This window comes from Massilia sp. BSC265, assembly GCF_000740675.1.
In the GTDB taxonomy this organism is placed as follows: domain Bacteria; phylum Pseudomonadota; class Gammaproteobacteria; order Burkholderiales; family Burkholderiaceae_D; genus Telluria.
Genome location: NZ_JPXI01000026.1, coordinates 34006 through 55023 on the forward strand (window position 1 = coordinate 34006; position 21018 = coordinate 55023).

The 21018-nt window shown below is 67.1% G+C and carries 17 protein-coding genes; 8 read left to right on the plus strand and 9 right to left on the minus strand.

What is annotated here, in order from left to right; genetic code table 11:
• The first annotated feature begins 20 nt into the window (after positions 1–20).
• Positions 21–1580, plus strand: coding sequence for a diguanylate cyclase (locus tag MA09_RS06730; protein WP_051933223.1), 1560 nt, complete (start codon positions 21–23; stop codon positions 1578–1580).
• A 52-nt stretch (positions 1581–1632) separates the two neighbouring features.
• A complete protein-coding gene (locus tag MA09_RS06735; protein WP_036246405.1) occupies positions 1633–2289 on the plus strand; it encodes a GNAT family N-acetyltransferase in 657 nt (218 codons plus the stop codon).
• 3 nt (positions 2290–2292) lie between these two features.
• Here the strand turns inward: MA09_RS06735 and MA09_RS06740 are convergent, their stop codons facing one another.
• On the minus strand, positions 2293–2808 hold the full coding sequence (locus MA09_RS06740) for an Lrp/AsnC family transcriptional regulator (protein ID WP_036246406.1): 516 nt from the start codon (positions 2806–2808) through the stop codon (positions 2293–2295).
• 216 nt (positions 2809–3024) lie between these two features.
• On the opposite strand from MA09_RS06740, the gene MA09_RS06745 reads away from it, so the two are divergent.
• The 4 genes from MA09_RS06745 to MA09_RS06760 all read left to right on the plus strand — a co-directional run bounded on the left by MA09_RS06745 (position 3025) and on the right by MA09_RS06760 (position 11802).
• Positions 3025–6588 carry an indolepyruvate ferredoxin oxidoreductase family protein gene (locus MA09_RS06745; RefSeq protein WP_036246407.1) on the plus strand — a complete coding sequence of 1188 codons (3564 nt, stop codon included), beginning with the start codon at positions 3025–3027 and terminating at the stop codon, positions 6586–6588.
• A gap of 375 nt (positions 6589–6963) precedes the next feature.
• Positions 6964–8538 carry a S41 family peptidase gene (locus MA09_RS06750; RefSeq protein ID WP_229440584.1) on the plus strand — a complete coding sequence of 525 codons (1575 nt, stop codon included), beginning with the start codon at positions 6964–6966 and terminating at the stop codon, positions 8536–8538.
• Between the two features lie 109 nt (positions 8539–8647).
• Positions 8648–10408, plus strand: coding sequence for a M14 family metallopeptidase (locus tag MA09_RS06755; RefSeq protein WP_036246408.1), 1761 nt, complete (start codon positions 8648–8650; stop codon positions 10406–10408).
• A gap of 119 nt (positions 10409–10527) precedes the next feature.
• Positions 10528–11802 carry an O-antigen ligase gene (locus tag MA09_RS06760; RefSeq protein WP_051933224.1) on the plus strand — a complete coding sequence of 425 codons (1275 nt, stop codon included), beginning with the start codon at positions 10528–10530 and terminating at the stop codon, positions 11800–11802.
• A gap of 16 nt (positions 11803–11818) precedes the next feature.
• Here MA09_RS06760 and MA09_RS06765 read toward each other — a convergent pair whose 3' ends face one another.
• The 8 genes from MA09_RS06765 to MA09_RS06800 all read right to left on the minus strand — a co-directional run bounded on the left by MA09_RS06765 (position 11819) and on the right by MA09_RS06800 (position 19368).
• On the minus strand, positions 11819–12799 hold the full coding sequence (locus MA09_RS06765; protein ID WP_051933225.1) for a glycosyltransferase: 981 nt from the start codon (positions 12797–12799) through the stop codon (positions 11819–11821).
• Positions 12800–12805: 6 nt separating this feature from the next.
• Positions 12806–13834: a WavE lipopolysaccharide synthesis family protein gene (locus tag MA09_RS23630; RefSeq protein ID WP_051933226.1), complete on the minus strand. Its 1029-nt coding sequence runs from the start codon at positions 13832–13834 to the stop codon at positions 12806–12808.
• Entirely contained in the window at positions 13831–14859 is a 1029-nt protein-coding gene (locus MA09_RS06775; RefSeq protein ID WP_036246409.1) for a hypothetical protein, read from the minus strand. Before MA09_RS06775 ends, MA09_RS23630 begins: the two co-directional genes overlap by 4 nt.
• The gene (locus MA09_RS06780; protein WP_036246412.1) at positions 14856–15599 is read right to left on the minus strand and encodes an NTP transferase domain-containing protein; all 744 of its coding nucleotides are present in this window, start codon (positions 15597–15599) and stop codon (positions 14856–14858) included. The genes MA09_RS06775 and MA09_RS06780 overlap by 4 nt, the downstream gene beginning before the upstream one ends.
• Positions 15556–17373: a phosphotransferase gene (locus tag MA09_RS23635; RefSeq protein ID WP_051933227.1), complete on the minus strand. Its 1818-nt coding sequence runs from the start codon at positions 17371–17373 to the stop codon at positions 15556–15558. The genes MA09_RS06780 and MA09_RS23635 overlap by 44 nt, the downstream gene beginning before the upstream one ends.
• Positions 17374–17754 carry a capsular biosynthesis protein gene (locus MA09_RS06790; protein WP_036246414.1) on the minus strand — a complete coding sequence of 127 codons (381 nt, stop codon included), beginning with the start codon at positions 17752–17754 and terminating at the stop codon, positions 17374–17376.
• A 61-nt stretch (positions 17755–17815) separates the two neighbouring features.
• The gene (locus tag MA09_RS06795) at positions 17816–18535 is read right to left on the minus strand and encodes an ABC transporter ATP-binding protein (RefSeq protein WP_036246416.1); all 720 of its coding nucleotides are present in this window, start codon (positions 18533–18535) and stop codon (positions 17816–17818) included.
• Between the two features lie 2 nt (positions 18536–18537).
• Positions 18538–19368 carry an ABC transporter permease gene (locus MA09_RS06800; protein ID WP_051933228.1) on the minus strand — a complete coding sequence of 277 codons (831 nt, stop codon included), beginning with the start codon at positions 19366–19368 and terminating at the stop codon, positions 18538–18540.
• Positions 19369–19500: 132 nt separating this feature from the next.
• Between MA09_RS06800 and MA09_RS06805 the strand changes: the two genes are divergently transcribed.
• Positions 19501–20139: a hypothetical protein gene (locus MA09_RS06805; RefSeq protein WP_036246418.1), complete on the plus strand. Its 639-nt coding sequence runs from the start codon at positions 19501–19503 to the stop codon at positions 20137–20139.
• Entirely contained in the window at positions 20136–21017 is an 882-nt protein-coding gene (locus MA09_RS06810; protein WP_051933229.1) for a glycosyltransferase, read from the plus strand. Before MA09_RS06805 ends, MA09_RS06810 begins: the two co-directional genes overlap by 4 nt.
• The last annotated feature ends 1 nt before the right edge of the window (position 21018 follow it).

Here is a 21018-nt window from a genome sequence, read left to right on the forward strand (position 1 = left end):
ACAATGTAACGGAGGACAAGATGGTTGCCGTGCTGGCGCAGCGCGTAGCGAGCTTGAAACCGCGTCGCCGCCTGCAACTTGCCGGCCTGGCGGTGCTGGTGCTGGCCTTGCTGCTCGCCTTTTTCTATATCCGCTCGGAAGGGACCGATCCCGAGGTCCGCAACGACGTGATGCTCAACCTGCGCGAGCTCGAAAAGCTCGACGCCGAATGGGATGCGAATATCCTCCGCGCCCACATCGGGCGCGCGCCGGCCACCGCCCAACTGACCACCCAGCTGCCGCGCATGCGCGAGCTGTCGACGCGCCTCGGCGAAGCCGTGCCGGAAACCGCCAGCCCGGCCGTGGCAAGCGCCTATACCCAGCTGCGCGACGCCATGCAGCGCAAGGAGCTGATCACCGCCCAGTTCGCGCGCCACAACCCGCCGCTGCGCGAGGCCCTGGGCTTCCTGCCGCCGGCCGTGGCCGACCTCAAGACCGAGCTGGGCGGCATCGAAGGCGCGCTGGCGCCGGCACGCCTGGTGATTCGTCTGGATGCTTCCCTGAACGACCTCTTGAGCGAGATCCTGCGCTACAACGTCGCGCCCAGCCCGCCGCTGGCGGCGCACATCGACGAGATCCTGGGCGACATCTCGGCCCAGGAAATCGCCTTCTCCCCGGCCGTGGTCGAGAAGATGGACGCGATCATCAAGGCCGCACGCGTGATCCTCGAGAAGCGGCCCCTTGAAAACCGCCTGGAGGCCCAGATTGCCGCCACCGCCCTGGGGACCGCGCTCGACCGCCTGGGCCGCGAGTTCGACCGCTCCTTTGACGCCGCCCTGGCGGTGCGCGAGCGCTACCGCGGCTACCTGTTCGCCTACTCGGCCATCCTCCTGATGCTGCTGGCCTATGCCGGCATGCGGCTGCGGCGCAGCTACCGCATCATCGGCGCGGTCAACCAGCAACTGAAGGCGGCCAACGAGAACCTCGAGCACCGTGTCGCCGAGCGCACCGCAGAGCTGGAGGCCCAGTCGAAGCAGCTCGAACGCCTGGCCCAGCACGACAGCCTCACGGGGCTGATCAACTACCGCCAGCTGACCCGCCTGCTCGAGCGGGCCCTGGCCCGCGCCACGCGCCGCGATTCGGTGGTGGTCGTCATGTTCATCGACCTGGACGGCTTCAAGGCGGTGAACGACACCTACGGCCATGCCACCGGCGACCTGGTGCTGCAGATGGTCGCGCGCCGGGTGCAGGAAAAATTGCGCGCCGAGGATGCGCTGGCACGCCTGGGCGGCGACGAATTCGTCATCATGCTGGAAGAGGTCGCGTCGCGCGAAGGCGCCTTGCGCGTGGCCCAGCTGGCGCTCGACCAGATCAAGTCGGTGACGGAGGCGGACGGCAATCCGGTGCGCATTTCCGCCAGTATCGGCATCTCGAGCGCGCGCGGCTCCGGGGGGGCGGCACGCGGCTCGGCCGCGTTGCTGGCCGAGGCCGACAAGGCCATGTACGAGGCCAAGCAGGCAGGGAAGGGCGTGTTCGTGGTGAGTCCGGCATCGCAGTGGATCGTTCCGGCACACGAAGCGGCGCAACAGCGCACGCAATAACGGAATCCGCTACAATCCGGACTGATGCTGCACTGCACAAAAGAGTGATGACATGACCGAGAATTCCCTGTTCCGCTGGCTGAAGGGCCTCGGCGGCCGCCCCAAGGATGGCCGCCCGACCGTGCTCGTCAAGGAACTGGGCGAGCGCGACCGCCGCCGCATCCTGCGCCACTTCCTGGGGCTGGACGACAACGACCGCCTGCTGCGCTTCGGCAGCGTGATCCCGGACGACGCGATCACCAAGTACGTCAACAAACTCGATTTCCGGCACGACATCGTGTTCGGCGTGGTGAACCGCGTGTTCCAGCTGGTCGGGGTGGGGCACCTGGCCTTCGCCAAGGCCGACAAGGGCAAGCCGACGCAAAAGGAACGGGTGGCGGAGTTCGGCGTATCGGTCTCGAAGTCGGCGCGCGGCCAGGGCATCGGCTCGCGCCTGTTCCAGCGCGCGGCGATCCACTGCCGCAATGCCGACGTCGACACCCTCTACATGCAGTGCCTGACCTCGAACCAGACCATGATGCACATCGCGAAAAAGGCCGGCATGGAGATCAAGCGCGAGTACGGCGAGGCGGACGCCTACCTGCAGCTGCCGCCGCCGAGCCCGGCGAGCGTGATGGCGGAGGCGCTGGAAGAGCAGTGGGCGGTGATCGATTACACCATGAAGGCGAATGCCCGGGCAGCGGTGAAATGGCTGACGCCGAAGAAGTGAGTGCTACCCCGCCACTGGCAACGCTGTCGTCTCCTTGATCCTCTGCAAGGCAAAACTCGACTTCACATCCAGCACCGCCGGATGCTTGAGGAGCGTGCCCATCATGAAGCGCGAGAAGTGGTCCATGTCTTCCACGTGCACGCGCAGCAGGAAATCCATTTCCCCCGTCATCGCGTAGCAGGCCACCACTTCCGGCCACGTGCCCACCGACACCGCGAAGTCGTTGCGCGGCGACGTCGCCGGCAGCCCTGGCGCGCCGCGCGCGCCGCCGGCCACTTCGCTGTGCTTTTCCAGGCGCACGTTCACGTAGGCCAGCAGCCCGAGCCCGATCTTGTCCGGATCGACGAGGGCCACGTACTGGCGGATTACCCCTGCTTCTTCCAGGCGCTTGATGCGGCGCAGGCAGGGGGAAGGGGACAGGTTGACACGCTCGGCAACGTCCTGGTTCGACAGCCTGCCGTCGGTCTGCAGCACGGCCAGGATCTTGCGGTCGGTCTTGTCGAGCTCGATTTTTGACATGTTTTCCTCGGTGGATTCGCGAACCCAGCAATTTTATTGCGCAAATCCTTCGGCGGGGGGAATTGTTTGGAATTTAATGCCGGAGGCCCAGGAATATACTGTGCGCCTGATGGATCAGGCTGGCCCAGCCAAGCCCCGCGCGACCGAATGACCGGCAAGAGTCTGGCGCGCCCCGCATCCTGGCGACAATAACGGTACACAACCCGGAGACACCGCATGAACGCACCCCTCGAGCGCGCCAACCTGGCGCTGCCGCAGCACGACATCACCCTTGACGACAAGTGGACGCTCGAACGCGGCCGTGCCTTCATGACCGGCACGCAGGCCCTGGTCCGTCTGCCGATGCTCCAGCGCGAGCGCGACGTCAAGGCGGGCCTGAACACCGCCGGCTACATCACCGGCTACCGCGGCTCGCCGGTCACCGCCGTCGACCAGACCGCGATGAAGGCGAAGAAGCACCTCGACGCCCATCACGTGAAGTTCCACCCGGGCATGAACGAAGACCTGGCGGCCACCGCCGTCTGGGGCACCCAGCAGACCAACCTGTACAAGGACGCCAAGTACGACGGCGTCTTTGCCATGTGGTACGGCAAGGGGCCGGGCGTGGACCGTTGCGGCGACGTCTTCAAACACGGTAACAATGCGGGCTCCTCGAAGCACGGCGGCGTCTTGGTGCTGGCCGGCGACGACCATGCGGCCAAGTCCTCCTCGACGGCCCACCAGTCCGACCACATCCTGACCCACTGCGGCATTCCGGTGCTGTATCCCTCGTCCGTGCAGGAATACCTCGACTACGGCCTGCACGCCTGGGCCATGAGCCGCTACACCGGCCTGTGGGTGTCGATGAAGTGCGTTACCGACATCATCGAATCCGGCGCCGTGGTCGATCTCGACCCGGACCGCGTGCAAATTGCGCTCCCGACCGACTTCGAACTGCCGCCGGGTGGCCTGAACATCCGCTGGCCGGACGCCGTGCTGGACCAGGAAGTCCGCATGAGCAACTTCAAGTGGTATGCCGCGCTGGCCTATGCGCGCGCTAACAAGCTCAACCGCATCATCTGGGACAGCCCGCGGCCGAAGATCGGCATCATCACGGCCGGCAAGAGCTATCTCGACACCCGCCAGGCCCTGGCCGACCTCGGCATCGACGAAAAGGCGGCCGCCGACATCGGGCTGCGCCTGTACAAGGTCGGCATGACCTGGCCGCTCGAATCCGAAGGCGTGCACGAGTTCGCGCGCGGCCTGGACGAGATCCTGGTGGTCGAAGAGAAGCGCCAGGTGATGGAATACGCGCTCAAGGAAGCCCTGTACAACCTGCCGGACGGCGAGCGTCCGCGCGTGGTCGGCAAGTTCGACGATACCGGCGAGTGGAGCAACAAGGACCGAATGGGCCACGGCGACTGGCTGCTGCCGGCCACCTACGAGCTGAACCCGGCCCAGATCGCGCGCGCCATCGCTTCGCGCATCTCGCACTACTGCGCCGGCCATCCGGTCGAGCAGCGCGTGAAGGAGCGCATCGCCTACCTCGAGCAGAAAGAGCTGGTGCTGAAGAACATCCCGGCCAAGGCGAACCCGGAAACCGACCGCATCCCCTACTTCTGCTCGGGTTGCCCACACAACAGTTCCACGAAAGTGCCGGAAGGCTCGCGCGCCATGGCCGGCATCGGCTGCCACTACATGGTGCTGTGGATGGACCGCGAGACCTCCACCTTCACCCACATGGGGGCGGAGGGCACGACCTGGATCGGCCAGTCGCCGTTCACCGACGAGAAGCACGTGTTCGTGAACCTGGGCGACGGCACCTATTTCCATTCGGGCATCCTGGCGATCCGCGCGGCCGTGGCCGCGAAGGTCAACATCACTTACAAGATTCTCTATAACGACGCGGTCGCGATGACCGGCGGCCAGAACGTCGACGGCCCGCTCGACCCGGGCATGATCACCCGCCAGATCGCCGCCGAAGGCGTGCGCCCGATCATCGTCGTCACCGACGAACCGGAAAAATACCCGGACGACTATGCCTGGGCCGAAGGCGTCACCGTGCGCCACCGCTCCGAGCTGATGGACGTGCAGAAGGAACTGCGCGAGATGCCGGGCGTCTCCGCCGTGATCTACGACCAGACCTGTGCCTCGGAAAAACGCCGCCGCAGGAAGAAAGGCGAATTCCCCGACCCGGCCAAGCGCGCCGTCATCAATGAAGCCGTCTGCGAAGGCTGCGGCGACTGCTCGGTGCAGTCGAACTGCCTGTCGGTCGAGCCGCTGGAAACGGAACTGGGCCGCAAGCGCCAGATCAACCAGTCCTCGTGCAACAAGGATTTCTCCTGCGTCTCCGGCTTCTGCCCGAGCTTCGTCACCGTCGAAGGCGGCGGCCTGAAGAAGCCCAAGAAAGCAGCAACGTCTGAAGCAGCCCCGCCGGCACTGCCGATGCCGAGCATCCCCTCGGTAGAATCGCCCTTCGGCATCCTGATCGCCGGTGTCGGCGGCACCGGTGTCGTCACTGTCGGCCAGATCCTGGCGATGGCGGCCCACGTCGAAGGCAAGGGTGCCCTCGTGCTCGACCAATCCGGCCTGGCCCAGAAGGGCGGCCCGGTGATGTCGCACGTGCGCCTGGCCGAGCACCAGGCCGACCTGCACTCGACCCGCGTCGGCACCGGCAGCGCCGACCTGGTGATCGGTTGCGACCAGATCGTCACTGCCAGCCGCGATGCGCTCTCGCGCATGGGCGAGGGCCGCACCTGGGCCGCGGTGAACTCCACCGGCGCCACCACTGCGGCCTTCGTGAAGAACCCCGACTGGCAGTTCCCGGCCGAAGGCTCGCGCGGCGCGATTGTCCAGGCCTGCGGCCAGGAGAACGTCGAGTTCGTCGATGCCGGGAAGATTGCCACCGCCCTGATGGGCGACGCGATCGCGACCAATATGTTCATGCTGGGCTATGCCTTCCAGAAGGGTCATGTGCCGCTGCAGGAAGCCTCGCTGCTGAAGGCGATCGAACTGAATGGCGTATCGGTGGCTTTCAACAAGGCGGCCTTCGGTTGGGGGCGCAGCGCCGCCCACGACCTGGCCGCCGTGAAGAAGCTGGCCATCCCGGCCCAGGTGATCGAGTTCAAGCGCATCGAGACGCTCGACGATATCATCGCCCGCCGGGTCGAACTGCTCACCGCCTACCAGGACGCCGCCTATGCCGCGAAGTACAAGGCCTTCGTGGACCAGGTGCGCGCGGCGGAAGCGAAACTGGAAGGTGGCAACCGCGGCACCCGCCTGACCGAAGCCGTGGCGCGCTACTTCTACAAGCTGATGGCCTACAAGGACGAGTACGAAGTCGCCCGCCTGCATACCGATCCGGCGTTCAAGGCCAAGATCGCGGGCATGTTCGAAGGCGACATCAAGCTGAAGTTCCACCTGGCGCCGCCGCTGCTGGCCAAGCACGACAAGGAAGGCCGCGCGCTGAAGAAGGAATACGGTTCCTGGATGATGGGCGCCTTCGGCGTGCTGGCAAAACTCAAACGCCTGCGCGGCACCCCGTTCGACGTGTTCGGCTACACCGCCGAGCGCCGCACCGAGCGTGCCTTGATCGGCCAGTACCGCCAGACCGTGGAAGCGCTGCTGCCGAAACTATCGCCTGAGAATCTTCCCCAGGCCGTGGCGATCGCCAGCATCCCGGAAGACATCCGCGGCTACGGCCACGTGAAGGAGCGCCACCTGAAGGCGGCCAAGCAGAAGGAAGCGGCCCTGGTCGCCGCCTTCCATGCGCCGGCCGCGGGCACCCCGCGCGCTGCATAAACGCGCAACGCTCGACAGGAGGGAACAAGGCCGGGCAAACCTAATGCCGGTTACTTAAGAGGCGCCGCTCATCCGTAGGGTGGGCGGGTCTCCCGCCCACGCGGTCAAATCACAGTACTGCAGCCCGTACGATTTTTCGTATCTTAACTATCACCGCGTGGGCGTTTGTAATTCCGGGCATTGCCCGGCATTACCCCGCCCACCCTACAGTTCTTCCTGACTGACAGGCATTGCGGGCAACCGGCCTTGCTCTTTTAAAATTCTCCCTAGCATTTCTTGTTGTCCATCAGATCCAACTGTTACAGTTGGTTGCACTTCGGCCCGATAGGCGCGTCTATAATCGATCGCATGAGACCGTCATATGCACATGGTCGTTTGACGACCGCCCCCCGCCTGATCGCGTCGCTGTGCGCCGCAGCCTTCGTCCTCGCCGGATGCGGCGGTGGTGGCGGTTCGCCCGGTATCGGCACCCGCCCGGACCAGACCTCGCAGCAGCCGCCCACGCCGACCCCGCCGACCAACCCGACCCCGCCGACGGGCACGGCCTCGCCGGAGGACCTCAATCCAAATTTGCTGGGCGAGGCCTTCAGCACCTATTGGAACCTGTGCGCCAAGCCGCGCACCGGCGTGGACATCAATGGCAAGCCCTTCCCGGACAAGCAGGGCACGCTGCTCGACGAGCTGAAGTTCCTGCGCGCCTGGTCGAACCAGTACTACCTCTGGTACAACGAGATCCCCAACACCTACAGGATGGCGGATTTCAGCAACCCGATCGACTATTTCAACGTGCTCAAGACCTCGGCCCTGACCCCGTCGGGCCAGCCGAAGGACAAGTACCACTTCACCTACGCCACCGAGGAGTGGGAGAAGCTGCAGAGCTCCGGGATCAACCTGGGCTATGGCGTGACCTGGAAACGCAACAGCGCCACCGTGCCGCGCACCTGGCTGGTCACCCTGGTGGAACCGGGCTCTCCGGCTGATGCCGCCGGCCTGCGCCGCGGCGACATGCTGCTCAAGGTAGACGGCGTCGACTTCGTCAACGGCGGCAGCGCCGACCAGGTCAATCGAATCAACGCCGGCCTGTTCCCCGAGACGGCCGGTGTGGCGCACCAGTTCACCCTGCAGCGCGGCAGCACCACCTTCGACGTGTCGATGACGGGCGCGGAAGTGCGCGTCGATCCGGTCAAGAACGTGCAGGTGCTCGACACCCCGAGCGGCAAGGTCGGCTACCTGAGCTTCGAGACCCACAACCAGGTGTCGGAAAAGGAACTGGTGGATGCCTTTACCACCTTCAAGCAAGCCGCGGTGAGCGACCTGGTGCTCGACATGCGCTACAACGGCGGCGGCCTGCTGTACATCGCTAGCCAGCTGTCTTACATGGTCGCCGGGCCGGAGCAGACCAACGGCAAGATCTTCGAGCGCCCGCAGTACAACGACAAGACCCCGCAACAGCCGGCCATCCCGTTCCGGAACACGGCTTACGGCTTCAACTCGCCCAATCCGGTGCGTGCGGGCACGCCGCTGCCTTACCTGGGCCTGAAGCGGGTCACCGTGCTCACCACCGCGGGCACCTGCTCGGCCAGCGAGGCGGTGATCAACGGCCTGCGCGGCGCCGACGTCCAGGTCGATGTGATCGGCAGCCAGACCTGCGGCAAGCCCTATGGCTTCACGCCGGTGCCGAACTGCGGTACCACCTACTTCTCGATCGAGTTCAAGGGCGTGAACAACAAGGGCTTCGGCGACTTCTCGGACGGCCTGGCGCCGACCTGCCAGGTCGCCGACGACCTCTCGCGCCCGCTCGGCGACCGCAGCGAAGGCCTGCTGGCCGCGGCGCTGGCCTACCGCGAAACCGGCACCTGCCCGCCTGCCACCCGTGCACGCCAGCTACCGATGGAAATCGTGCGCCACCCGGCCAGGGAGATCTCGATCTACACGAAACCGCAACCGTAAGCTTTCGCGGAAAAAGAGCCCGGCCAGCACTGCTGCCGGGCTCTTTTCATTATGGAAACGGGTCTATAATCCTCGGCTTTGCCATCCGATCGATTGCTGGAGTTGTCCAATGATGCGTTCCGCCCTGCTGCTGGCCCTGCTGGCTGCCGTTCCACTCGCCCATGCCGCCCCCGACCTGACGACCGTCTCTGAACGCTCGGGCTTCCAGACCACCGGCCGCTACGATGAAGTCATGGCGTTATGCGCTGGCTTCCAGAAAGCCTATCCGAAGCAGGTGAAGTGCATCGATTTCGGCCGCACGCCGGAAGGCCGCCCGATGAAGGCACTGATCGTCTCGAACACCGGCGCCTTCACGCCCCAGGCGGCCAGGAAGCAGGGCCTGCCGGTGACCCTGATCCAGGGCGGCATCCACGCCGGCGAGATCGACGGCAAGGACGCCGGTTTCCTGGCGCTGCGCGAAACCCTGAACGGCAAGCTGGCCAAAGGCGCACTGGACAAGCAGGTACTGATCTTCGTTCCGGTGTTCAATGTCGACGGCCACGAGCGCTTCGGCAAGTGGAACCGCCCCAACCAGCGCGGGCCGGTCGAGATGGGCTGGCGCACCACCGCCCAGAACTACAACCTCAACCGCGATTACGTGAAGGCCGACGCGCCCGAGATGCAGGCCATGCTCGCCCTCGTCAACGCCTGGGACCCGCTGACCTACGTCGACCTGCACGTCACCGACGGCGCCAAGTTCCAGCACGACGTCTCGATCCAGGTCGAGCCGGTGTACTCGGGCGACCCGGAGTTCCGCAAGGCCGGCCTGGACCTGCGCAGCAAGGTGATCGCCGACATCGCCAAGCAGGGCTCGATGCCGCAGTCCTACTACATGTCCTTCGCCAAGACCGACGACCCGCAATCGGGTTTCATCGACAGCGTCTCGGACCCGCGCTTCTCGACCGGCTACTTCCCGCTGCGTAACCGCATGGCGGTGCTGGTCGAGACCCATTCCTGGAAGGACTACCCGACCCGCGTGCGCGTCACCCACAACACCGTGATCTCGGTGCTCGAGCAGGTCGCGCAGAACGGCAAGGCCTGGCAGCAGGCCGCACTGGCCGCGGACGCCCGCGCCGCCCAGCTGGCAGGCAGCCCGGTCCCCCTGACCTACCGCACCACCGACAAGACCGAGATGGTCGACTTCCAGGGCTACGCGTACACCCGCACCCAGTCCGAAGTATCGGGCATGCTGATGACCCGCTACGATGAGAGCAAGCCGCAGGTGTGGCGCGTGCCGCTGCGCGAGGAAGTGGTGCCTGACCGCGTGGTGACGGCGCCGCGCGCAGGCTACATCGTGCCGGCCGCCTGGGCCGATATCGTGGCGAAGAAGCTGGCGCAGCACGGCATCAGCTTCCGCAAGCTGGACAAGTCGATCGCGCAGGCGCCTGTCGAAACCTTCCGCGCCGACAAGGCCACCTTCGGCGCCACTTCGCTGGAGTCGCACCAGCGCCTGACGGTGGATGGCGCTTGGCAAGCGGAGCCGCGTGCCGTGCTGCCGGGTTCGCTGTACGTGCCGGTGAACCAACCGAAGGCGCGCCTGGTAGTGGCCATGCTGGAGCCGCAGGCGCCGGACTCGCTGCTGGCCTGGGGCTATTTCAACAACGCCTACGAGCGCAAGGAGTACATGGAGGAATATGTGGCCGAGGACGTGGCGCGCGAGCAGATGGCGGCCGATCCGGCGCTGGCTGCGGAATTCAAGCGCCGCGTCGAGACCGATCCGGCCTTCGCCAAGAACCCGCACGCGCGCCTGGACTTCTTCTACCAGCGCCACGCCTCGTGGGACGAGCGTTACAAGCTGTACCCGGTCTACCGCACCGCCACCGCTCCCTGAGCTTTTCCGCCTGCACCTGATCCGCGAATGCGATGCGGATCAAGTGCAGGGCGTGCGCCGTCCCGCGGGCGGCGGCGATCCACTAGACTGCCAGGATCGCCGTCAATCTTCGCCCTGCAATGCGTGCCTGCCGTGTTTCCCTCCAGCCCGGCATCCGCGCCTCGATCGCGACGCTGCCCGTCTTTTTCCTCCTGTCCAGCCTGGTCACCGGCTTCGGTATCGGCCTGGCCGGCTTCCTGTTCCTCGGCATTGCGTTCTGGCACTGGCATGCCAGCCGCGAGGTCCTGGTGCGCGACTGGCCGGACCTCCGTCCGGTGGTGCTCGCCTTTGCCGCCTACGCCGGCTATGTACTGTTCCTGCACCTGGCGCGCGCGACCGGTTGGCACACGGTCGATGCGCCCTTGCGGATGCTGCTCGCCCTGGCTGTCGTGCCCGTCTTGCGGATGGCCGCGCTGGACGCGCGGCCGTGGTGGCATGGCGCCTGCGCCGGCGCACTGGCTGCGGCCGGGCTCGCCGCCTGGGAACGCTGGGGCGCCGGGTTCGAACGTGCCGGCGGCTTCCTGAACCCCATCGTATTCGGCAACCTGGCGCTGCTGCTGGCACTGGTGGCGCTGGCCGGCTTGCCGGACCGGCGCGTGCGCCGGCACTGGTGGTGGGTGGCGGCCGCCGTGCTGGCGGGAGCGTTCGCCTCGCTGCTGTCCGGCAGCCGGGGCGGCTGGCTGGCCCTGCCGCCGGCCTTCCTGCTGCTGTGGACCCAGCGCCGCCACATGCCGCGTGGCTTGCCGGGCGGCCTCGCCTTGGCCATCGCCGCGCTGGTCGTGCTGGCGTATGCGGTGCCGGCCAGCGGAGTGCGGGCGCGGGTCGAGGTCGGCCTCAGCGACCTGGCGCTGTACCTGGACGGCAATCCCCTGCCGACCTCGCTGAGCATACGCCTCGAGTTGTGGAAGGCGGCAGGCATGCTGGCAAGCGAACACCCGCTGGCCGGCATCGACACGGCGGCCTACAAGGCGCAGATGCGGGCCTGGATTGCCGAGGGCAGGCTCAGCCCGGCCGTTTTCGCTCCACCGGAGCCGCCGCACCTGCACAACGACGCCCTGCAGGCGCTGGTAACGCGGGGCCTGCCCGGACTGGCCTGCTGGCTGGCGATCATGCTGGCGCCGCTGTGCTGGTTCGGGCGGCGCCTGCGCCATGCCGCCACCGGGGAAGAGGCGGCACCGGCGCTTGCCGGCCTGCTGGTCGTGGTCACCTATGTCATGGCAGGGCTGAGCGAAGTGATGTTCTGGTCGATGAAGGCGAGCCTGCTGTATGCCACGCTGGTGTTCGCCTTCATGGCCTGCTGCATGGAGGCTGCAGGCTCCGCGGGGGCGGACCGCGCTCCCGACCGCACGTCATGAGCAGCCCTGATGTTCGCTATCGCGTCCTGCGCCAGTCGTCCTTCAAGGTCCGCTCGCGGCTTGCCGCCGGCACCGGCGCCGGCGCAGTGCCCACCGGACCTTCGTCGAGCACCACGGGGCAAGGCCCCAGCCGCCCGATCCAGCCGTCGGCCAGCGCCTGCCTGACGATGCGCCAGGCGCCTTTCCGGAAGCGTCCCCGGCAGCCCAGCCACAGTCCTACCCCGGTCAGGGTCGCGACGGTTCCCGCGAGTAGCGGCAGCCGTGCGTGCCGGCGCGCCACCACCACCCGGTTGCGCAGGTTGTAGTAGTGCCGGGAGCCGATCGGTCCGGCGCGCATCCTGCCGGCGGGCGAGCGCAGGTGATCGATGATGCTGCCGGGCACCAGCCACAGCGGCCAGCCGGCGCGCCGCAGGCGCAGGCAGTACTCGGTGTCGTCGTAGGACAGGAACAAGGCCGCATCGGGCAGTCCGCAGGCCGCGGCGGCGCGGGCCGACACCAGCAGGCCGACGAAGGAGGCGGTATCGACCGGCACCGCGGCGCGGCAGTAGTGGGCGGGCGCGATCATGCGTTCGATGCCGCTGAACAGGTTGTAGCGGCGCCGGTGAGCCAGCGCCAGCCCGCCGAATTCGAAGACGGCCGGCGCCACCGCCCCTGGCGCCATCCCGGCGCCGGCCTGCAAAAGGAGTGCCTTTGCCAGCCGGGCCAGCGCATCGGCGCGCGGCACCGCGTCGTCATCCAGCAGCCAGATCCAGTCGCAGCCGCCGGCAAGGGCGTGGCGCATGCCGAGCGCGAAGCCGCCGGCGCCGCCCAGGTTGCCGCCCGGCCGCAATACTTCCAGGCGGGGCCAGCATGCCAGCACGGCGCCGGTCTCCGGCCCGCTGCCGTTGTCGACCACGATGACGTGTTCCGGCGGACGGTGCTGGGACTGCAGCGCCGCCAGCACCTGCTGCAATAGCTTGGGGCGGTCGCGGGTGACGACGACGGCGACGATGCGCATGAGCGGCTACAGGTGGCGCGCCAGCCGGCTCACCATGCGGCGTACCGGCTCGTTGCTGCGCTGCGGATCGAACAGCAGCGAATGCAGCATGCGGCTGTGGCGGAAGGCGAGGGCGTTCAGGCGCTTGCTGCGCTCCCGTTCCCGGATCAGGCGGCGCACGCCGGCCGAATCCTGGAAGCCGGCCAGCTCCGGTCCCTGCAGCGCGAGCCAGTCCAGGTGCATCAGGTTGTTCATGCACTGGAAGCGCGAGGCGCCCACCCAGGCATACTTGGGAAAGACCAGGCCGATCTGCCAGGGATCGAGCAGCATCACTTCGTTGGCCATGAAGCGTGCGTGGTCGCGCAGCACCGGTTCGGATGTGTCGTTCAGCACCCGCGGGCAGGTGTAGCCGCGCGCGGCGGCGAACTGGATGCACAGGTGCTGCTCGACGGCGAAGCGGGCACGGAAGCGGCGCTCGAAGATCGACGAGCCGGGCGGATGCGCACGGTGTTCGTAATGGCGCGCGTCAATCGGGTCCATGGGCGCGGCCGACCAGTATTCCTGCAGCAGCTCGGTGGGACCGAAATGGAACCAGTCGCTCAGGTGGTAGGGCAGGCGCTCGAACATGGCCGGGTCGAGGGTGAAGAACCCGCAGGCCAGCAGCCGTTCGCGGCCTCCGTCGCGCCGGCGCTGCTCGGCGGCGAAATCGAGGAAACCCGCATGTTCCAGGAAGCAGTCGGTGCGAAGCTTGGCGGCGTAGGGCGTGCGCACGGCTGCCAGGCCGGCGCGGGTACTGGCCAGTTGCCGGTTGGCGTTGTTGGCCTTGTCGTCGTCGAGCTTGAGCGGCGCCAGCGGGCCCGGATCCGGGCTCAGCACCACGGTGTCGACCCCCAGGTTGCGCGGCAGGTCCGAGCCTTCCCAGGTCGACAGGACGATGCGCGCGCCGGGCAGCACCTGGCGCGTCATGCGGATGTTGCGCAGGAAGGCGTCGCGCTCGCGCGTAACGTAAGGCTTGAACGCGCCCTGGAACACGAGGGTGATATCGGAAGTCTTCATGGGGCGACTGGCGGATTGTGGGATGCGGGCTCCGGCTCGGGCTGCGGCCCCGGGGCCAGCATGTCGATGTAGCGGCGCAGCGGGTGGTCCGGACGACGCGGCACCCGCTTGACCCCGAACAGGCCGTGGCGGTCGAACAGGCGCCAGGTGTTGTTCCCGTCCGACATCCACTCATCGCGCGCCAGCGCCTCGGCATCGTCGGCCGCGATGCGGTCGACCAGGCGCCGTCCGATCCGGTGGAAGCCGCTGTGGATCATCAGGTATTCGATGAGGCGTCGTGGAAAGTGCAGGGGATCGCCCGGCCGGCCGATCAGCGGATCGGCATAGCGCAGCACACCCCAGAAGGCGCGGTCGAAACGGTGCACTTCGGACAGCACGTAGGGACGGCCTCCGATGGGCGCACCCAGCGCATGGGCCGCGGTGGCCAGCCAGACTTCCTCGCGTGGATAGGCGGTGGCGCTGTCGTCGAGGTGGCGCTCGAGGAGGGCGGCTACCTCGAACAGCAGCGCCGCCTCGTAACTGGCGCCCTCGACCTGGGACCCCACCAGGCTGGCGCTGCCGAGTTTCCGGCACAGGCTTGCGAGCTGCTGGTCGGCCAGCGCCGGCGCGGCGAAACGCCAGCGACTGCCGGCGCGGATGGGCCGCGTATGGAGGAAGTTGCCGCCACCGTTGCCGCCGCAGTTGCCACCACCGCCGAGCCAACCGGCCAGGCCCGAACGCACCAGCATGTCGTTCGAAGCGTGCAGGCAGATGCGGCTGGCGCCGCCGGCCCGGCGGATCCAGGCGATATTGGCCAGGTGGGCGTGCAGGATGCCGCCCCAGCGCGTCGCATGGCGCGCGGGATTGAGCACGACGTTGCGGCAGCCGGCGTCCTGCAGCGCCGTTTCCAGCTCGGGCAGGCTGAAGCGGGCGTTGGCCGAGACGTGCAGCACCAGGCGCGCCTCGGGAAAGAAGGCGGCGAAATTCCTGGCCTGTCCTGCGACTACCCGCGCCTGCGTGTGCACGGGGAGCGATATGTAGATCAAAACAGGCTCCGTGCGCTGTCCTGCAAGGCGCGGTACTCCTGCGGCGTGCCGGCGAAGTGCACCTCGTTTGCGCCGACCTGGTGGTACATGACGCGCTTGCCGGCCGGGATCAGGTGGTTGTACAGGGGCGCGACATACAGTTCTCCCCATTGGCGCAGGTAGTGGCCGCCATCGGCGAGCGCATGCTCGCAGCTGGCGCCGAAGTCGGCTGCGCGCGCGAAGTAGTACAGCCCGGTACTGCACAGCGGAGAAACGCGGCGCTTCTCCGTGGTCTCGGCGACCAGGGGGCAGAGCGAAGTGGCGGGACGCACGAAGGACCAGTGTTCGCCCTCTCCTGCGAACACTTCCAGGTAGCCGTCGCAGGACTGCATGCCTTCGGGAAAGCGGTAATGCGGACGGATGGTGTCGATGTTGAAGATGAGCAGGGCCTCGTTGCCGCCGGCGCCGGCCCCTTCCAGGCCGCGCAGCACGGTTTCGGCCTGGCCGCGCGTGGTCTCGCCGAGGCCGACGGTGACGTAGTCTTCCAGGCCCAGCATGTCGCACTCGCGTGCAATGAAGTCGTCGGCGCCGAAGGCATGGCGGTGGACGAACACGAAGCGCTCGCTGCCGAAATAGTGCTCGAACGAGCGCACACAGCAGGCAAACAGGGTCTGCCCGTCAAGCGGCAGTTCGTACTTGGGCCGGGAGTAGCCGGCATCAAAGAAGCGGCGGCTCATTCCCGCCATCGGAATCACGATCATGCGCTCTCCATTCGAGGTAAACGCGGATGGCATTGGCCAGCAGGGCGCGCTGGCGTTGCGGGGCGTCGGCGTGCAGCGGCAACATCGACAGGAACAGCAGCACCATGACGGGGTAGCAGTCCCAGGCGGTAGGAAGGCGGCCGGCGAAAGGCGTGGACAGGAACAGCTCGCGGATCGGCCCGGTGCGCTGGGCCAGCACACGGAAGCGCAACGCGTGGCCGGGACGCAGCCGTCCGGATGGCGTCGCGCCCTGCCATGGAAGCTCCGTCTGCCCGTCGAGGCCCCCGCTCAGCTGCATGTTGCCCTGTTCACTGAACTGTGCGCTTCCCGGACTGCTCATCTGCATGCCCAGCCGTTCGCCGGAAGGCCCCCCCATTCGGCAGCCTGGTCGTTGGAGCGCTTGTTCGTGCAGGCGCTTGTGCAGTTGGTTATGCAGCTGCTCGTCCTCGAGGGGGTCTTCTTCCTCTTCCAGCATGAAGTGGCCGGCCACGATGTGGTCGTACAGCCCCAGCACCGAATGGGCGAGCTTGCCGATGTCGTAGCGCAGGTCGCCGAAGCGGGACGGGCGGCCGCTGGCGTCGGTGCCGCGCGGGTCGATGGTCTTGACGCGCCCGGCGCGGAAGTCGAACAGGATGTTGCTGAAGCAGAAGTCGCCGTGCAGGAAGCTCGGTTCGGGCGTGCCGGCTTCGACCGCGGCGCTGGCCTGTTCGGCAATGACGCGTAGCGACGGCGTGCGTACGCCGTTGAGGGCCCAGTCGGCGTCGAGGTCGCACCCGGTCGCCGCCGAGTACGCCTCCAGCCGGGACAGGGTCTTGTCGCGGTAGGCCTGGCGGATGGCGTCGAGGGGGGGCGGCTGGTCCAGCGGGACCGCATGCTCGGTTCGCAGGAAGGCGTCGGCGGCACGGAAGATGCGTGCCCAGACCCGCTCGGGCAGGCGCCCGAAGACGTACAGCTCGTTCAGGGTCACCAGGTGCAGGTATTCGAGCTGGTAGCCACAAGCACCCGCTTCATCCGTGCGCCCGATGTAGGGGGCCAGGAAAGGCTTGATGGCGGGCGGCGCCCGTTCGAACCATTCCGCCTCGGCCGCGATCTTGCCGGTGTCATCCCCGGTCTTGGTGACCACGCCGTCGGACACGCGCAGCTGGTTGAAGTGGCGCTGGGTGGTGACGGTGCGCTTGGAGTCGAAATAGGTGTGCACGTGGCCGAAATCCAGCCAGTGCGCGACCGGCCAGTGGGCCAGGCCGACCTGGCGCTCGTAGGCGACGACCGAGGCGATGAAATCGCCGCCTTCGGCCAGCAGTTCGCGCAGCCGCGCGGCATCGGAGAAGGCGAACATCCCGGTCCAGATGCCGCCCGGCTGCCCATGCCTGGGTACCTCGTGGTACCAGTCGTAGTATTCGTCGGTCTGGCCCACCGCCAGCCAGTCGCTGCCCGCGCGCGGCGGGTCGTCGATCAGGGTGTCGCCGTACAGGATCTCGATCGGCCCGGTCACGCCGTGCGTGGACAGGAAGTCGTGCACCGCCCAGCCCAGCGACGCGCCGGTTTCAGTACGGTACAGGGTGATGCCGCTTGCCTGCAGGCAGGCGGCGTCTGCTTCGTCGAGCGCAAAGTCGCCAGGGACCGTCATGACCACCTGCGCATGGCGGGCGCCATGGCGCCTGGCCTGGTAGGTGAACAGGCGCCGGTTGCCTACCGGGAGAAAGGCGGGAGGAATTCGGCCGAACTCGGCGTACAGCTCGCTGTCGACGTAGGCGCCGGAAGTGATGAGCAGCATTTAGGCCTCGCGCCGCTCGTCCGCCAGCAGGGCCGAGATGTCGGCAAGGGAATAACGCAGGAACTCCGACGGCCGCACGGCCCTGTCGTCGACATAGAAGCCCTGCGTGCCGCACCATGGCTTGCCGACATGGAGTTCGTCGCAGGGCACGTCGTGCCGGGACAGCCATTCGACGATGAGGGGCAGCGTGTGCAGGTTGATCTTGCCGATGTTGCCGCTGTAGGTGCGCACGTTGCGGCTGGTGCTGATGACGATTTCGTAGCCGTCGCGCTGGTAGTCCCGCAGGCGGGCAATCAGGGCCAGGTTGGGCAACGCATGGGCATAGCCTGCTTCCGCGCGGAAGGCGATGGTGTCGTCGAGGTCGATGATCAGGCGTTTCATGCGACCAGAATAGGCGGCGCCTGGAGAGGATTCATGATCCATGTCTATCGTGCTCACGGTGTCACAAGAGGCTGGGGTCGACTTCGCACAACAGCCCGTGTTCGAGCCGGAAGAAGCGGCGGCAGTGGCGCTTGAGGGCCGCGATGTCGTGCGAGGCGAAGACGAAGATGCGTACCGAGGAGATCAGCTCTTCCATGCGGCTGGCGGCCTTCTGCTGGAACTCGGCGTCGCCGGCGCCGAAGATTTCGTCGACCAGCAGGATGTCCGGCCTGGTCGAGGTGGCCACCGCGAACATGAGGCGCGTGGCCATGCCGGCGGAATAGGTGCGGACCGGCAGGTGCAGGAAGGGGCCGAGCTGGGTGAATTCCTCGATGTCGGGCATGCGCGCGCTGATTTCGCGCTTGCCGATCCCGAGCAGCATCGCCATGCGCCGGATGTTCTCGTAGCCGCTCAGTTCGCTTTCCATGCCGGCGCCCAGCTCGAACACCGTGGCTACCCGACCCTCGCGCACCACGGTGCCGGCCGACGGGGAGTACACCCCGGCCATGGTGCGCAGCAGGGTGCTCTTGCCTGCGCCGTTGTGCCCCAGCAGCCCGACGCGGTCGCCATCGCGCAGCCTGAAGCTGGCGTCGCGCAAGGCGGTGATGAGCTGGATGCCGCCTCCGTCGGACTCGATGCGCCCGCCCGTCGACACCCGCACCAGGTGCCGGCGCAGGGACTTGGCGCGTACGTCATAGACCGGATACTGGACCGTCACGCGGTCGAATTCGAGGCGGGCCATGGTCAGACCCAGTAGGCGATGCGGTTGCGCTTGGCGTTGAACAGCCACAGGGTGCCCATCCAGCCGCCCACGCACATGAGGGCATTGGTCAGCACCACGAAGCCGGGCGGCGCCGTGCCGAGCATCGGATAACGCACCAGCTCGATCAGGTGGCTGAACGGGTTCAGCCAGATGAACTCCGCGCTGAACGGCAGGTAGTCGGGGCGGTAGAACACCGGGCTGAGGAACATCAGCAGCGGCATGGCGGCGCCGAGCACGTACTCGAGGTCGCGGAAGCGCGCGCCGAGCATGCTGAGCAGGAGGGCCAGCCACAGCAGGTTGGCCGCCACCAGCAGCAGGCAGGGCAGGGCCAGCAGGGTGTCGCGCGTGACGGGCACGCCGAACATCAGCACCACCGCGACCAGCACCGGCAGGTTGTGCGCGAAGTTGATCAGGTGCTTGAGCACCATCTGGATGGGCGGCATCGACAGCGGCATGCTGAGGTTGCGGATCAGCGCCGCCTGCCGCCAATAGGTGGTGGTGGACTCGAGAATGCAGCCGCTGAGCAATTGCCACAGGATCAGGCCGCAGGTGAGCGAAGGCACGAAGCTGGAACGCTCCATGCGCAGCAGCTCGCTCCATACGAGGCCGAGGCCGAGCGTGCCCGCTGCGGTGCCGAGCGTCATCCAGAATGGGCCGAGCACGCTGCGCCGGTAGCGTGCGCGCAGGTCGCTGGCCGCGATGAAGGCGATCACGTGCAGCAATCCCCAGGCATGGCGCAGGTCGGTCAGGGCAGGTCCGCCCAGGACCTTACGCACGCTGCCATTCACGGTGGTGGTGGCGGTGGTTGTCATGAGGGGCGATTCTGGCCTGTCGTCGCTGCGTGCGCCTGATCTTGCGCAATCGAGCGCCATCCCGATGCAACTGCATCTCCTGTCGTGCCGTCTGAGTCTGCATGCGGCCGCGGGCCGGTGCCGGAGACGTCGATGGACAATTTCCTCAAGCAAAATGCGCGCATGCAGAAGGCTTTCTATGATGACTCGCCTGCGAACGTCGAGGAGATCGTCGGCAATGTCGATTACCACGAGAACTTCCCGTACGAGACTCACCTGCTTCACCTGTACGGGGACATCCGCAAGCCGGTGCTGCCCGACCCATCATCGGCGCGCGGCTTCGAGATCGGTTGCGGCGAAGGCCGCATGGTGCGGCGCATGTCGCGCATCCTGCGTTCCGACGGCTGCGCCACGCTGCAGCTCCTCTTCTCGCGCCGCTACCCGTACTGCCGCACTGCACCGCCGCCCGCCAACGAGGCCTTCCTGGCCGACATCCACCATATCGACCGCTTGCACGCACGCTGGACCGAGAACCGCTGGGACGCGGCCGGCACCGACAGCGCCTGCGATGTTGCCTTCGGCACCGACGACATCCCGCGCGTGCTGGAAGACTTCGGCCGCTGGTTCCGCCAGGCCGACGTCTGGTTCCACGACATCTCGCTGGGGCGGCCGGACGGGCGTGGCGGCGGCCGCCAGCGCGTCCTGCCCGAAGTCCATTCCAACTGCCATTGCGGGGACGACGCCTGGTTCGCGCACATGGCCTTCTTCCACCTGCGCGGGCCGAAGAAATGACGCGGGCACCGGTCCTGGCCAGCTGTTCGGTGGTGGCGTACGCCAATCCCCCGGAGCAGATCGAGCGCCTGCTGCGCGGGGTGAGCGGCAGCTGGCCGCGGCTGCTGACCTACCTGATCGAGAACTCCCCCGACGACAGCCTGCGCAGCCTGGCGCCGCGCTACCAGACCCTGTATTGGCACCAGCCGGACAATCCGGGCTTCGGCCGTGCGCACAACCGGGCCATGCGTGCCGCGATGGAAGCCGGCAGCCGCTACCATTTCGTGCTCAATCCCGATATATATTTTCCTGACGATACCTTTGCCCGCCTGCTGGCCTATATGGAAAGCCAGCCCGATGTGGCGGTGCTGGCCCCGCGCATCTGCTTTCCCGACGGTCGCCTGCAGCCGCTATGCAAGCTGCTGCCCGCACCGGCCGGCCTGGCGATGCGGCGTTTCCTGCCGTGGCTGCACCGGCGTACAGGACACCAGCGCGACTACGAGATGCATGCGAGCGGCTACGACCGCATTATGGACGTGCCGGTCCTGTCCGGCAGTTTCATGCTGATCCGCATGGATGCGCTGGCCAAGGCCGGGCTGTTCGACGAGCGCTTCTTCCTGTATTTCGAGGACGTCGACCTGTCGCGGCGGCTGGCCCGGATCGGCCGCACGGTGTTCTATCCGCATGTGACGGTGGTGCACGAATATGGCCGCGGCTCGTACCATGACTGGCGGCTGCTGTGCCATCACACCGCTTCCGCGGTGCGTTACTTCAACAAGTGGGGCTGGTGGTTCGACGAGGAGCGCGAACGCATCAATGCCCGGGCGCTAGGCAGCCTCCCGCCCACGAAAGAAGGAGTGGCGATCGACGTCGCCAGTCGCAATCCGCCGGTGACATGAT

What these genes read in the sequence shown, in the direction of transcription:
- MA09_RS23630 (WP_051933226.1), bottom strand. Translation starts at nt 13,834, where the DNA reads ATGAAGACTTCCGATATCACCCTCGTGTTCCAGGGCGCGTTCAAGCCT.
- MA09_RS06745 (WP_036246407.1), top strand. Translation starts at nt 3,025, where the DNA reads ATGAACGCACCCCTCGAGCGCGCCAACCTGGCGCTGCCGCAGCACGAC.
- MA09_RS06760 (WP_051933224.1), top strand. Translation starts at nt 10,528, where the DNA reads ATGCGTGCCTGCCGTGTTTCCCTCCAGCCCGGCATCCGCGCCTCGATC.
- MA09_RS06735 (WP_036246405.1), top strand. Translation starts at nt 1,633, where the DNA reads ATGACCGAGAATTCCCTGTTCCGCTGGCTGAAGGGCCTCGGCGGCCGC.
- MA09_RS06795 (WP_036246416.1), bottom strand. Translation starts at nt 18,535, where the DNA reads ATGGCCCGCCTCGAATTCGACCGCGTGACGGTCCAGTATCCGGTCTAT.
- MA09_RS06730 (WP_051933223.1), top strand. Translation starts at nt 21, where the DNA reads ATGGTTGCCGTGCTGGCGCAGCGCGTAGCGAGCTTGAAACCGCGTCGC.
- MA09_RS06755 (WP_036246408.1), top strand. Translation starts at nt 8,648, where the DNA reads ATGATGCGTTCCGCCCTGCTGCTGGCCCTGCTGGCTGCCGTTCCACTC.
- MA09_RS06765 (WP_051933225.1), bottom strand. Translation starts at nt 12,799, where the DNA reads ATGCGCATCGTCGCCGTCGTCGTCACCCGCGACCGCCCCAAGCTATTG.
- MA09_RS06790 (WP_036246414.1), bottom strand. Translation starts at nt 17,754, where the DNA reads ATGAAACGCCTGATCATCGACCTCGACGACACCATCGCCTTCCGCGCG.
- MA09_RS06810 (WP_051933229.1), top strand. Translation starts at nt 20,136, where the DNA reads ATGACGCGGGCACCGGTCCTGGCCAGCTGTTCGGTGGTGGCGTACGCC.
- MA09_RS06805 (WP_036246418.1), top strand. Translation starts at nt 19,501, where the DNA reads ATGGACAATTTCCTCAAGCAAAATGCGCGCATGCAGAAGGCTTTCTAT.
- MA09_RS23635 (WP_051933227.1), bottom strand. Translation starts at nt 17,373, where the DNA reads ATGCTGCTCATCACTTCCGGCGCCTACGTCGACAGCGAGCTGTACGCC.
- MA09_RS06740 (WP_036246406.1), bottom strand. Translation starts at nt 2,808, where the DNA reads ATGTCAAAAATCGAGCTCGACAAGACCGACCGCAAGATCCTGGCCGTG.
- MA09_RS06780 (WP_036246412.1), bottom strand. Translation starts at nt 15,599, where the DNA reads ATGATCGTGATTCCGATGGCGGGAATGAGCCGCCGCTTCTTTGATGCC.
- MA09_RS06800 (WP_051933228.1), bottom strand. Translation starts at nt 19,368, where the DNA reads ATGACAACCACCGCCACCACCACCGTGAATGGCAGCGTGCGTAAGGTC.